The following is a 12,806-nucleotide window of genomic DNA, read 5'->3' as shown; positions in this document are numbered from 1 at the left end:
TCGATGGGCCCCTTCACAGCGATGGGTAGGTCTCTCCATCGCGCCAGACCGTGGGAACGTCTAGGCTGGCTTGGAAACTTGAGAGCGAAGCACCACGGGGGACTCCAGATGGCCGGATTATACGGGGCAGACATTGCCCAGCTGCGGACGCTTGCAGGCACCATGAGCAAAGCTGCGGACAGCATCAACCTGCAAAGCCTGCAGCTAAGCAAAGTCATCAACGCAGACACCTCCTGGCGAGGCCAGGATGCCGTTCGCTTCACGGCCGACTGGAACGGCCAGCACCGGCAAACCCTCATAAAGGCTGTCAGCCTGCTGCAGGCCAGCGCCAAAGAACTCAAGGCGCAAGCTGAGCAGCAGGAGTTCGCCAGCCACAAAGGCGGCGAAAGCTCGGTGGGCGTCATCAAGGACGTGTACGACACAGGGATGGCGGCCAAGGACCTCGGATCACAGCTCTGGGCTGCCTACAAGCTCGGAACACTGGGCTGGGAGGACTTCGCCAAGACACGGGAAGTCCTGACCAACTGGCGGGCCGGCGGCACTGTGCTCAACGAGGCCCTTGACTCCCTGCGGAGCGGCGGCAAGATCACTGACGTCATCGCCGACCTCAAGGCCAACATTCCCTACAGCCAAGCCTTCCAGGACGCCACCAAGTTTTCCAAGGGACTCCGCGTTGCGGGGGCGTTAACCGCGCCCCTTAATATTGTGGGCGGCATCAGCGACATCGTGAATCCGCAGCACGAAGGCTGGCGCGGCACCGGTGACCAGGTGGCCGGCGGGCTCTCAGTGGTAGGCGGCGTGGGAAGCATCATGCTCATGACAGCCGGCGGTGCGGCACTACTGGGGCCGATCGGCGCCCCCATCATCGTTGGTGCGGGCATCGTGGCCGGCGCGTGGGCCCTTGGAAACCTGGTGGCCGACAACTGGGATTCCATCAGCAATTTCGCACGGAACCCCGGTAGCTACATCGCGGACGGCGCCGGTGAGGTTGTCGATTTCGCAAAAGATGCAGGCAGTAAGGTGGCAGATGGGGTCGGCGATGCGGCCAAATCAGTCGGTAAATTTGTCGGAGGAATATTCGGATGACCACAAACACCATGAAATGGACGGAACGCGACGTTCAGTGTGCGGCCAAAGTCCTGCAATCGGCTACTGCTGACGGGGCGGTCCTGCCAACGCTTACGGACGAGGAAGTTGTCGCCCTCGATGGCGTCCAGCATGACCAGGTTGTCGCCCTGCCCTGGCTCTCGGCCCAGCCCACCGAAAAAGCAGTCCTGTGCGCCGTTGCCTTGCGTGGCCTCCTGGCCAAGGAGATCGTGTACCCGGTGATTTTCCAAGGCGAGAGCGAGCCGAGCAGGCTGCACGCCGTGGAGGAAATCACCGGAGCGCTGACCCTTCGTCGCAGTGGCGACAGCGTCGTCTCCATTGAACGGACGGTCTCCACCGGGAAACGCTGGCTCTATGCCTACGTCCATGTGGAAGGCGTGCTACTGGAGGAAGTGGACGACGGCGGGCTGCACGGCTTCACCGTCATCACGCCCGAACGTTTGCCGGCCCGCCTGGCGGAATTCGTCGACCCCGAAGGGGCCGCTGCCCGGGACTCGGAACCGTCCAGCTATTCCGAATCCGATTTCGAAGCCCACGCCTCCACCGCTCTCGCCGACACGCTCGCGGCCAGCAATGTCGTCGCCTTCAGCACCGGCTCGGACGATTTTCCCACGGTGACCGTTTACACCGGTCCCTCCGGCGTACACCTCCTGACGCCTAAAGTATCGCGCGCGGCGACTCCAGGGCTTTCCGGGGACTCGGTCCGTCTCGAATTGCGGGAAGCTTCCACGGTCACCCTTGAATCCGCCCTCGCTTCGCTGGTCCGCACCGCATGAGCCGCGCCCCGAAAAGCAGCACGGGGCTGCTGGACACAGTCACGGGACGCCCCGTGCTGGCCTACACCCGCACGGGTGAGCGCTACGTCCGCAAGGCCGGTTGGCCCCATTTCTGGGGACGTGCGCTGGATGCCGTCGTAGTGTTTGCTGTTGCTGGAATCCTTATGGCGGTGCTGAACTCCCTGATCCAGAACCTCGTCTTGGGCTCGGCCTCCCTTGCACTTCTTGCCAGCAACGGGCTGTTCCTCGCGACCCTCGCAGCCGTCTGGTTCCTGGTGCTTTTTGCCTACGGCATGATCATGGGGTCTACCGGCAGCCTGGGCGACGCAGCCGCCGGTATGCGTTCTGTCAGAATCGCGGACGGCACGACGTCGGGAGCCTGGCTGGGCGGCTGGAGGGCCATCTGCTGGTCCTTCGCACCGCTCTATTACCTGGTGGCCTTCGCTTCCGCCCTCAGTGGAGGAGGCGGGGACACCTTCGACGCGAAGTTCACTGCCGTAGACCTCCGGTCAGGCGTCTCCCAGGGGGCTGCACCCGTACGAGATCCCCAGCTGGCTGCCGCTGACCAGGCCGCCGCTGAACAGCACCATCAGCTGCCCAATCTCTACAACAATGGCAACCGGCGTGGCTGAACCCGGAAGGACCTGGCTGGTACGCCAGGCTGAGCGACAGTACGGTCAGGAACTGGGCCCCTTGCGGCACTCGGAGCTGTCATGGCACATCAGTTGGAAGCTGATGCCGTGGTTCATCGGCGCAGGCTTCGTCTTCGCCGCCGTAGCCGAGTTCACGGGCCAACCGACGTCCTCCCGAAGTCCCGGACTATTCTCCAACCTTCCGCTGTACGTTGTGGCGAGCATTCTCACTGGCCTGGCCCTGTGGTCGCTAACGCTCCTGTGGAGCTTCCGGCGGCTCCTCGTTTTCGACCGCGGCCTTCTTTACCGCTACAGCCAGAAGCACGCCGCCAGGGCAGTCCTCTGGGAGGACATCGACGCCGGAACCCTCCGCGCCGTTGTGGCTCCGGCAGGAACCGACGCGGACCGGCTGCTGAGGACACTGAATCCTGAGGACAAGATTTCCCTCGGCGTGCGGGGACAGTTTGCGGTAGTGTTCCGCGCAAGGGAATCACGGGTAACGGCTACAGCACTGCCCGCACGAGGTCCGGACGGCGCAGGGAGGCCTCTCCGTTTCTTCACCTTCACCACACGGAATAGCCCTGAACAGCTGGTGGGCATGATCCAGGAGGGTCTTAGAAATACTGGTGTCCCGGAAGCCGCAGCAGCATTCCAAGCCCTGCCGCCCGCCGTCGTCCATTCCGCGGTGTCTTTGGATTAGGTGATGGATGGTCAGGAGCCCGCCGCCTCCAAGGTGGGCGGCAACAGCGCGGGGATGCCCGCCTGACACATTGCCGCTGAACCCGGGGCCGCCACCGGGTATTCTGTGATCCACAATGTTCACGCTGACCATCAATCAAACGGACAGCCGGCGCGATGGCGACCGGGTGCCGCAGTTGCTCAAGGACCTGCGGCACATCCCCGCGCGCCTTGATTTCGACCGCTCCGTGGAAGACGAAGTCCAGGGCATCGTGGACTGCCCGCACCAGGCGGTGGAGGCGGCCTTGATCGCCCTTCGCTGCGGGAGCTGGTTTGTGGGGATTGGTGTGGGGCCGGTGAATGAGCCGCTGCCCAACCAGATCAAGGACGCCACCGGGCACGGCCTGATCTACGCCCGCCGGGCGGTGGACCGGCTCCGGAACGGCAAGGAACGCATCCCGGTCGCGGTTGACGGCCCGCTTGCCGATCTCGCCGCGGAATCCGAGGCCGTACTGAAGCTTCTCGGCCACATCGTGCATGACCGCAGCGCCGCCGAGTGGCGCGTCCTGGACCTGCTGACGCCCGGAGTACGCGGCCAGCAGAAAGCTGTGGCCCAGGAGCTTGGCATCACCACGCAGGCGGTCAGCAAGGCCGTTGCCAGGGCACAGTGGAACGAGGAACATGCGGCCCGCCCGGCCGCTGCCCGGCTGCTCCAGCTGATCCTCGAAGTCCGCTAGGTCCGCTGGCCCCGCTTCCGCCAGGACGCCGGCTCCGCTCTGCACGGCCGAACCCGAAGCAGCCCCGCGCTAGAGGAGGCTGCGGAGAACGTGCGCGGCGCCGTCGTCGTGGACGGACATGGTGACCTCGTCCGCCGCGGCGATCACTTCGTCCGGAGCCTGGCCCATGGCAACGCCCCGGCCAGCCCACGTGAGCATCTCAATGTCATTGCGGCCGTCGCCGATCGCCACCGTGAGATGCGACTCGATGCTCAGGTGCCCGCGGAGGTGTTCCAGGGCGCTGGCCTTGGTGACCCCTTCGGCTGCGATGTCCAGCCAGGCGGTCCAGCCCACGGAGTAGGTCACGCCCGCCAGGCCGATGTGCTTGATGGCCTCGTTGAAGTCCTCGGAGGTGTTCTCCGAGCTGAACACCACCACGCGCACTGCGGTGGCGTCGAGCATGGTCTGGAAGTCCACGCCGATTGCCTCCACACCGAAGCTGGCGTCCTGGAAGCGCTCGGTGGACAGGAAGTTGCCGTCCTCGTCCTCCAGCGCGTACTTGGCCATCGGAAGCCGCTTGCGGAGGGCCCGGAGCGCGGGACCCGGGTCGAACGTGGCCTTGCGGATCACCTCGTAGCCCTCGGGGTGTGCCGGATCGAGCCTGAGTGTCACGCCGCCGTTGCAGCACACTGCGTAGCCCGTCTCGATCCCGATCTGCTCGATGATGGGCAGGGTGGCGTTCAGGGAACGGCCGGTGGCGATCAGGACTTCGTGGCCCGCGGCTACCACCGCCTGGGCGGCCTCGCGGACGGGGCCGACATGTGGCCGTCGTGGTTGACCAGGGTGCCGTCGACATCCAGTGCCACCATGAGCTTCCGGGTTGAGTTGTTCTTGCCGTTGTTTCGCTGGTCATCGTTGCCAGCGACTGAGGTTTCAGTCAGTGTTGTCATTCAACTAGTACAGCAGACACCCCGGGCACCCGCTAGGACGCAGGCCACAGCCCGCTGTGAACTCGCGGTAAACACTCACAGCGTTGTCCACACTGTGAATGTTTACCCCCACTTAATGCCGCAGCCCGCGCGGCCTCAAATCCCCGCCTCGCAGCCCGGGTTCCGAGGCTTGTTCGCAGTTCCGGCCCTTGAGCCTTCGGAGGCGCCGACTAGTGCGGGTTCCGTGGGCGAAGCCCTGCGGCCAGGAGCTTGCCCCGCAGGCGGTCTGGGTTATCCACATCCGCCCAGCTCCAGCGCACGAAGCCATAACCCAGGCAACGGATCCGGTCTTCGCGAAGTTTCTCGAGGTACACGGCTTCCTCCGCCGTGATACCGACGCGGAGCGCTGCGTCCACGTACTTCGCATTCCCGTCGAACTCCCCCACAACACCCTGCCCTGGCCACCAGCAGTCGCTCCTCCCGATGAATCCATCGTCATCGCTGAAGACGTGCTGAAGCACGGGTTGCTCGAAGCCAAGATACTCAAAGGCGGCACGGCTGTAGGACTCGCCAACGGACTCAGCTAAGGGGCTGGCGAGGGCAGCCGCCAGTTCCGCGCGGCGCCGCGCAGCTCCAAACGGGTGGGCGGCGATGCGGTCTGCAATTCCAATTCCGGGCACGCTGAGGAGGCTGGAGTCAGCGGCCAGCACACCGTCACTGTGAAGCCTTCGCGCCACGCCATCAGCAACCACTAATTCATTGCTCAGCCTTCCGGACACCATCACGTCCACCGCGGTCTGCATCAGCCCCGTGCACCGAAACTCGCCGTGCTGCACGGGCTCCACTGCTGCCTTGAGGCAATATCGAAGAGGGTATGAACGAATGTCCCGAACTTCCTTGGCGGTGCGGTCTTCTCCCAATACCAGAAGCGCCGAACTCCTTCTCCCGCTGCGTCCGGGCAGGGTTGTTGCGAGCTCAACGCATGCAGACGTCTTGAGCGTAGGCAAACCGTCTAGCCAGGGCGGCAGTCTCGCCGCACAGCACGGCGCCTTTCACCGATCTGGCAACCGCCGCCGTCCTCCATGCGAAGCGGTGCGAACGATGAGCGCGGATCCATTCAGTTGTGCCCACGTAGAACCCGCGGCGGATCCGCACGAGCTTTCCCGCCCGGAACTCGCGATGGGTAAGATCGGTGCCGGCCCGCGTTCGCAGAACGGCGGCGGAGTCGATTAGTCCAGGCGGGATTTCCATATCAACAGGATGAAGCGCCGGGCCGCGGATGTCGCCGGGCCTGGCGCGTCATGTGGACAGGGCTGCGTGTGGAGGAACAGTTAAGCTGTGCAGCCCACAGAATCCGTGGCTTGTCCGCGTATATGCCCTGTGAAGGGCAGCAACCGCGGACAAGCCTAGGAAAACTGAATGCTAGAGGACCGGCAGTACTTCCAGGCCGCCGAGGTACTTCTGCAGCGCCCGGGGGACGTTCACCGAGCCGTCCTCGTTCTGGTGGTGCTCAAGGATGGCCACGATCCACCGGGTGGTGGCCAGCGTGCCGTTCAGGGTGGCGACGGCGCGGGTACCCTTGGGCGCGCCATCCTCGTTCAGGACGCGCTCACGGATGTTCAGGCGGCGCGCCTGGAAGGTGGTGCAGTTCGAGGTGGACGTCAGTTCGCGGTACGCGCCCTGCGTGGGCACCCAGGCTTCACAGTCGAACTTGCGGGCGGCCGAGTTGCCGAGGTCGCCGGCAGCCGTATCGATCACCCGGTACGGGAGCTCACACTTGGCCAGCATCTCCTCTTCCCAGGCCAGCAACCGCTCGTGTTCGGCGGCAGCCTCTTCCACCGTGGTGTAAATGAACATTTCCACCTTGTTGAACTGGTGGACCCGGATGATCCCGCGGGTGTCCTTGCCGTGCGAACCTGCCTCGCGGCGGTAGCAGGAGCTCTGGCCGGCGTAGCGGATGGGGCCGGCGGAGAGGTCCAGGATCTCGTCTGCGTGGTACCCGGCGAGGGCCACTTCGGAGGTGCCCACCAGGTAAAGGTCGTCTTCGGCGAGGCGGTAGATCTCGGCGTCGTGCTTCACGTCGAAGCCTGTACCCTGCATCGTTTCCGGGCGCACCAGCGTAGGGGTGATCATCGGGACGAAGCCGGCGTCGATGGCCTGCTCCATGGCCATCTGCAGGAGCGCCATTTCCAGCCGGGCCCCCACGCCGCGGAGGAAGTAGAAGCGTGAACCGGACACCTTGGCGCCGCGCTCCATGTCAATGGCACCGATCAGCTCGCCGATCTCCAGGTGGTCCTTCGGCTCGAAATCGGGGAACTCCCGCGGTTCGCCGACGGTTTTGACCACAATGAAGTCGTCCTCGCCGCCTTCCGGCACGCCGTCCACGATCAGGTTCGGGATGGCGCGGAGCAGTTCCTCCTGCTGGGCCTGGGCAACGTCGGCCTCGGCGGAGGCTGCCTTGACTGATGCCGCGAGAACCTTGACCTCTGCCAGCAGGGCCTGCTTTTCCTCGCCCTTGGCCTGTGCCACCTTTTTGCCGAAGACATTCTGTTCGGCGCGCAGGTTTTCGAAGCGGATCAGGGCCGCCCGCCTGGCCGCGTCCGCCGAGATGATCGCGTCCACCACTGACTCGTCGGCGCCGCGGGCGCGCTGGCTTGCACGGAACTTGTCCGGATTTTCGCTGAGGTCTTTTACGTCGATCACCAGACAAGAGTATCGAATCGGCCCGCCATTACATGGTGGGCCGGGCGGGTGCCCGCGCGGGATAGTGTTGGAGCACCATGAACGACTGGCTGCTATACCTCATCATCGCTGCGGCCTTGGCTTTCGCGGTCTCCAGCTGGTGGGGCGTGCGGAGCCTCAAGGCACTCCATACACGCAGCGCCGTCCAGGAGGATACGTACCACCCGGGCATGTCCCGGCAGAAGGTGGCCGTGGTGATGAACCCGGTCAAGGCAAAGTCCGCCGAAGCCCGCGCCCTGATCAGGCGCGCCTGCCTGTCCGCGGGGTGGGAAGCTCCCGTCTTCTTCGAAACCACCGCCGCGGATCCCGGATTCTCCCAGGCCGAGGCAGCGCTCAAGAGCGGGGCCGACGTTGTCCTGGTGGGCGGCGGTGACGGGACGGTACGCGTGGTGGCCGAGAAGCTGGCCCATACGGACGTGGCCATGGGCCTGATCCCGCTGGGCACTGGAAACCTGCTGGCCAGGAACCTTCACCTCGACGTCTACGACCTCCACGGCAGCATCCAGACGGCCCTGTTCGGGCACCAGCGCCACATCGACACCGCGCGCATGGGCATCCGGAACTCGCGGACGGGCCACTCTTCAGAGCACGTCTTCCTGGTGATTGCGGGCATGGGTATGGACGCAGAAGTAGTGGGCGACACCAACGACGGGCTGAAGAAGGCCGTGGGCTGGCTGGCCTACACCGAGGCCGGAGTGCGGCACCTTCCCGGCCGGCGCAAAAAAGTGTCGATCGCCCTGGATGACCAGCCGGAACAGTCACGGAAGATCCGCAGCGTTTTGTTCGCCAACTGCGGCCTCATCCCGGGCGGCATCGACTTCATCCCGCAGGCAATGATCGACGACGGGATGCTGGACGTTGTGGTGATGAGCCCTCGCAGTGCAATCGGGTGGATAGCCATGTACGCCAAGATCATGTTCAAGCACAAGCGGAACCTGCCGGTGATGAGCTATTACCGGTCAGGCAAGATTGTCATCAGGTGTGCTGAGCCGGTGGCCACGCAGATCGACGGCGACCCCTCCGGGGAGGCGACCGACGTCACCGTCCAGATTGAGCCGGGATCGCTGTTGGTCCGGGTCGCCGAAAGCATGGGCAGCGAAGCGGCAGCAGGGGAAAGTACCGCCCCGAAGTAGGCCTCCGGGAAGCACGGCTCCCCGGAGGACCGACGCTCAGGCGCTGGCCTTCTTCTGTTCCGCCTCGGCGGCGGCCTTCGCCGCGGCCCGGGCTTCGGACTGCTCCCGGATCATGGCTTGCTCCTCCTCGAAGCGCAGGCGATCCGCCCTGTCCGCATCGTCGCCGTCCCAGTCCTGGTTGTCGGCGGTCGGCTTGGGATTGACAATCATTCCCTGGCCGTCGTTGTCTGTGCTGGTTCCTGACATGACCTGCTCCTTCCGCTAGAGGCCTTCCCCAATGGATCAGGCAAGCATACGCACTGCGGTGCAGGCGGGGAAGTACCCGGAAGGGCATTTGCCTAAGCTGTGGGCGAACCCTGCGGGGCATGCACGGGCTCGACTGATGCCCCCTGCAGTATGCCTGCCACCCATTCATGTGCCGCCTGGAATGCGTGGTCCGAGGTGTGCGGTTCCACCTGGGGCCTCTGGGCGTCGGCACGCGGGTAGGACCCCAGGAAGCGCGTGGCCGGGCTGATCCGGTGCAGCCCCGCCAGGGCATCGGCCACGCGGGCATCCTCCACATGACCGTCAGCGTCGATGCTGAAGAAGTAGTGCCCAAGGTACTGCCCCGTGGGCCGTGATTCGATGCGGCTCAGGTTCACGCCGCGGGTAGCGAACTGGTCCAGGATTTCCATCAGCGCACCCGGACGGTCCTCGGGCAGCGGAACCACCACCGTGGTCTTGTCCGCGCCGGTGCGGTGCGGCAGCGCTCCCGGCCGGCTGACGAGGACAAAGCGGGTAACCGCCCCCGGGTTGTCGCCGATGTTCTCGGCCAGCACGCGCAGCGCGGGCTGCTCTGTGGCCACGATCGGCGCGCAGATCGCGGCGTCGTAGTGGACGCCATCCTCTTCCAGCAGGCCCATGGCTCCCGCCGCGGTGGAGGAGGCCGGGATGTATTCCACATCAGGCATATTGGCTTCGACCCAGAGCCTGCACTGGGCCCAGGCGTGGCCGTGCGTCGAGATCTTGTGGATATCCGCGATCTCCACGCCAGGGCGGGCAACAAGCACGAAGCTGATAGGCACCAGCGCCTCCCGGACGATCCTCAGCTCCTGGCCGGAGGCGATGGCGTCCAACGTGGCGGTCACGCCGCCCTCCACGGAATTCTCGATCGGCACCATGGCGGCGTCGGCAGAGCCGTTGCGGACCTTGTCCAGGGCTGTGTTCACGTTGGAGGAAGGGATGCGGATGGCTTCTACGGCGCCCGGCACCTGCATCAGCGCAGCCTCAGTGAACGTGCCCTCCGGGCCGAGGAAGGTGTAGGTGACGGGCGAAGCGGGCATGGACGGTCCTTGTCTTTATTTCAGGGGCGCCCGGCGGGCGGCAGGCGCAGCGGGCTGTCGGGCACCGAAGGACGGCACCGGCCGCAAAGGTTAGAGGATGACCGGCTTGAGGCCGTTGTCCGAGACGAGCGGCAGGCCTGACTCGAGCCACTGGTCCATTCCGCCGCCCACGTTGAATGCGGAGTAGCCCTGGCCCACCAGCCACTTGGCCGCGCGGAAGGAACGTCCGCCCGTCCGGCAGATGACGTACAGGTCCTCGTCCGGGTCCAGCTCACCGAGCCGGGCCGGCAGCTGGTCCAGCGGAATGTGGAGTGCACGTTCGGCGTGCCCGGCTGACCATTCGTAGTCCTCCCGCACGTCGAGGATCCTGGCGTCGCCGGGAATGTCGGTCACGGTCACGGTTTCGAACTCGCCCATACTAGTCCTCTCCAGGGAATGAAGGTCTGTCTCCAGCGTATCCCCGCCGGAGACGGCGCCGCGATTCAGGTGGCACGTTACGCTTCAAGGGGATCGCAAAGGAGAGTCTTCGATGGCAGCCCAACAGCCCACCATTCTGGCAACGTCCGGCGGCTACAAAGCCGGCCGGCGTTCACGGCTGGAGTTTGATGCCCTGCTGCACCACGCCGTCGAACTTTCCGGCGTTACGGGACGCACCCCGCGCGTCACCCACATCGGCACGGCGGCGGGAGACCAGCGATGGTTCAACGCGGAAATGGACCAGGCCGCGAGGACCGCAGGCTTCGATTTCAGCCACCTGAACCTGTTCACCATGCCCAGCATCGAGGATCCGGAAGCGCACCTCATGGAGCAGGACGTGGTGTGGGTCAACGGCGGATCGGTAGTGAACCTGCTGGCCGTGTGGCGGGCCCATGGCCTCGACGGAATCCTTCGGCGGGTATGGGAACGCGGCGTGGTCCTGGCCGGCGTGTCGGCGGGGTCCATCTGCTGGTACCAGGGCGGCACCACGGACTCGTTCGGCCCGCAGCTGCGTCCGGTGACGAACGCGCTGGGCTTCCTGCCGTACGCGAACGGCGTGCATTACGACTCCGAGGAGCAGCGCCGCCCGCTGGTCCACCGGCTGGTGGCTGACGGCACGCTCGGCGAAACCCACTGCACGGACGACGGCGTGGGTCTGGTCTATTTCGGCACTGACCTTGTGGAGGCGGTCAGCGAAGTGCGTGGCAAGGCTGCGTACCGGGTCACCAGGGAGGCAGGGCACGGCGCTGCTCCCGCGGCGGCCGAAGAGCGCCTGGAGCCACGTTTCCTTGGCTGACATCCACGAGTTGTCCGCCGTCAGGCTCCGTGATGCCCTGCGATCCGGCGAGCTCTCCGCCAGGGAAGTGACTGGGCATTTCCTGTCCCGGATCGAGGCGCGGAATCCCGGCCTTGGCGCGTTCATCACGGTGACCGGGGAGCGGGCCCTGGCCGAAGCTGCGAGCGCCGATGCACTGTACGCCCGTTCTCCGCACTCCCGTTCGCCGGGGGAGCTGCCGCTGCTGCATGGGATGCCGGTGGCGTTCAAGGACCTAACGGACGTTGCCGGCGTGGTGACCACGCATGGCAGCGCAGCTCTGGAACATAAGCCTGCTCCCGTGGACGGCGCCCTCGCGGCTGCGTTGAAGAGTGCAGGAGTTATCTCGCTGGGCAAAACCCAGGTTCCGGAGTTCGGGCTGACGGCCTACAGCGAGAACCTGATCGCCCCGCCGTCGCGCAATCCCTATGCCCTGAGCCGGAGTTCCGGGGGATCATCGGGCGGGAGCGCCGCCGCAGTGGCCGCAGGCCTTGTTCCGTTTGCGCCGGGGTCCGACGGCGGCGGCTCGGTGCGGATTCCCGCGGCCGCCTGCGGTCTGGTGGGGCTGAAGCCGGGGCGCGGGCTGGTTCCCGCCGGCGAAAGCACGGGCGATCCCGCCCGCCTGGTGGTGGCCGGCCCGTTGGCCCGCTCCGCCGAGGACGCCGCGCTGATGTTGGACGCCCTGGTGGCCTCGCCGGAAGCGGGAACGGGCGCGCCGCCAGCTGAGACTGCGGTCCACGGTAGTTCAGGACGCGCCGGCACCTACCTCGCGTCCCTGTCCGGACAGCCGCGCAAACTGCGGATCGGGGTGAGCCTGGACAGCCCCTGGCAGGGCATCTTCCCCTTTACCCCGGAGCCGGAAGCAATGGACGCCCTGAACGAGGGAATCCGGCTGCTTGAGGCGGCCGGCCATGCCACCGCGGAAGCCGCCGTCAGATATGACAACCGGTATCCCGATGCGTTCACCACCGCGTGGACATCCGGGGTGGGCAGCGCGCGGATTGCGCCGCAACGGGAAGCACTCCTGACCCCGCTCACGCGCACGTTCCGCCGGCGCGCACAGCAACGGAGCGCGTCAAAACTGAACGAGGCGCTGGGTTTCCTGCGGCAGTTTGAGCGGGACACCATCGCGCAGTACGCCCGCTGGGACCTCATCCTGATGCCGGCGCTGGCCCAGACACCGCGACCCGTGGGCTGGTTTACGGGGGCCTCGCACGGGGGCGGATACTGGCCCGCCTCCGAGTGGGCCGGGGACGCCGACGGCGACTACCGGAAACAGTGCGAATATGCGCCCTGGTCCTCGATGGTCAATGTGTGCGGCCTGCCCGCCATCAGTATTCCCGTGCACTGGACGGGAGGCGCGCGCGGCGCCGGCCTGCCGATGGGGATCCAGCTCGTGGGGCCCATGGGATCCGAGGCCCTCCTGTTGCAGCTCGCAGCACAGATCGGGTTCTAGCTGCCCGGGTTCCAGCCGCCTGGG

Annotated in this window: 13 protein-coding genes and 1 pseudogene; 8 read left to right on the top strand and 6 right to left on the bottom strand. The window is 65.9% G+C overall.

The window, feature by feature from the left end; genetic code table 11:
- Nucleotides 1–108 precede the first annotated feature (108 nt).
- The 5 genes from FCN77_RS00785 (at nt 109) to FCN77_RS00765 (ending at nt 3,930) form a co-directional block, all read left to right on the top strand.
- On the top strand, nt 109–1,086 hold the full coding sequence (locus FCN77_RS00785) for a hypothetical protein (RefSeq protein ID WP_137320704.1): 978 nt from the start codon (nt 109–111) through the stop codon (nt 1,084–1,086).
- Entirely contained in the window at nt 1,083–1,883 is an 801-nt protein-coding gene (locus FCN77_RS00780; protein ID WP_137320703.1) for a hypothetical protein, read from the top strand. The genes FCN77_RS00785 and FCN77_RS00780 overlap by 4 nt, the downstream gene beginning before the upstream one ends.
- The gene (locus tag FCN77_RS00775) at nt 1,880–2,515 is read left to right on the top strand and encodes an RDD family protein (RefSeq protein ID WP_137320702.1); all 636 of its coding nucleotides are present in this window, start codon (nt 1,880–1,882) and stop codon (nt 2,513–2,515) included. The genes FCN77_RS00780 and FCN77_RS00775 overlap by 4 nt, the downstream gene beginning before the upstream one ends.
- Nucleotides 2,508–3,215 carry a hypothetical protein gene (locus FCN77_RS00770; RefSeq protein WP_137320701.1) on the top strand — a complete coding sequence of 236 codons (708 nt, stop codon included), beginning with the start codon at nt 2,508–2,510 and terminating at the stop codon, nt 3,213–3,215. Before FCN77_RS00775 ends, FCN77_RS00770 begins: the two co-directional genes overlap by 8 nt.
- Before the next feature lie 115 nt (nt 3,216–3,330).
- Nucleotides 3,331–3,930: a MarR family transcriptional regulator gene (locus FCN77_RS00765; protein ID WP_137320700.1), complete on the top strand. Its 600-nt coding sequence runs from the start codon at nt 3,331–3,333 to the stop codon at nt 3,928–3,930.
- 69 nt (nt 3,931–3,999) lie between these two features.
- Here FCN77_RS00765 and FCN77_RS00760 read toward each other — a convergent pair.
- The 3 genes and pseudogenes from FCN77_RS00760 to serS form a co-directional block, all read right to left on the bottom strand.
- Nucleotides 4,000–4,859 (bottom strand): annotated as a pseudogene (locus FCN77_RS00760) (HAD family hydrolase).
- Between the two features lie 209 nt (nt 4,860–5,068).
- Nucleotides 5,069–5,683, bottom strand: coding sequence for a hypothetical protein (locus tag FCN77_RS26515; RefSeq protein ID WP_254678787.1), 615 nt, complete (start codon nt 5,681–5,683; stop codon nt 5,069–5,071).
- A gap of 577 nt (nt 5,684–6,260) precedes the next feature.
- Nucleotides 6,261–7,541 (bottom strand): serine--tRNA ligase, encoded by a 1,281-nt coding sequence (gene serS / locus FCN77_RS00750; protein ID WP_137320699.1) that lies wholly within the window; start codon nt 7,539–7,541, stop codon nt 6,261–6,263.
- A 77-nt stretch (nt 7,542–7,618) separates the two neighbouring features.
- Between serS and FCN77_RS00745 the strand changes: the two genes are divergently transcribed.
- Nucleotides 7,619–8,713, top strand: a complete 1,095-nt coding sequence (locus FCN77_RS00745) for a diacylglycerol kinase family protein (protein WP_137320698.1) — start codon at nt 7,619–7,621, stop codon at nt 8,711–8,713.
- Nucleotides 8,714–8,749: 36 nt separating this feature from the next.
- Here FCN77_RS00745 and FCN77_RS00740 read toward each other — a convergent pair whose 3' ends face one another.
- From FCN77_RS00740 to FCN77_RS00730, 3 genes are all read right to left on the bottom strand, one after another.
- Nucleotides 8,750–8,959, bottom strand: a complete 210-nt coding sequence (locus tag FCN77_RS00740; protein ID WP_137320697.1) for a hypothetical protein — start codon at nt 8,957–8,959, stop codon at nt 8,750–8,752.
- Between the two features lie 92 nt (nt 8,960–9,051).
- Nucleotides 9,052–10,035 (bottom strand): prephenate dehydratase, encoded by a 984-nt coding sequence (gene pheA, locus FCN77_RS00735; protein ID WP_137320696.1) that lies wholly within the window; start codon nt 10,033–10,035, stop codon nt 9,052–9,054.
- 90 nt (nt 10,036–10,125) lie between these two features.
- Nucleotides 10,126–10,452, bottom strand: coding sequence for a rhodanese-like domain-containing protein (locus tag FCN77_RS00730; protein WP_137320695.1), 327 nt, complete (start codon nt 10,450–10,452; stop codon nt 10,126–10,128).
- A 112-nt stretch (nt 10,453–10,564) separates the two neighbouring features.
- Between FCN77_RS00730 and FCN77_RS00725 the strand changes: the two genes are divergently transcribed.
- Together FCN77_RS00725 and FCN77_RS00720 are read left to right on the top strand one after the other, a co-directional pair.
- The gene (locus FCN77_RS00725) at nt 10,565–11,308 is read left to right on the top strand and encodes a peptidase E (protein WP_137320694.1); all 744 of its coding nucleotides are present in this window, start codon (nt 10,565–10,567) and stop codon (nt 11,306–11,308) included.
- Complete coding sequence (locus FCN77_RS00720; protein WP_137320693.1) at nt 11,301–12,782, top strand: amidase; 1,482 nt, start codon at nt 11,301–11,303, stop codon at nt 12,780–12,782. Before FCN77_RS00725 ends, FCN77_RS00720 begins: the two co-directional genes overlap by 8 nt.
- Nucleotides 12,783–12,806 lie beyond the last annotated feature (24 nt).

Source organism: Arthrobacter sp. 24S4-2 (genome assembly GCF_005280255.1).
GTDB lineage: Bacteria > Actinomycetota > Actinomycetes > Actinomycetales > Micrococcaceae > Arthrobacter.
This window is presented reverse-complemented; position numbering and strand designations above follow the sequence as displayed.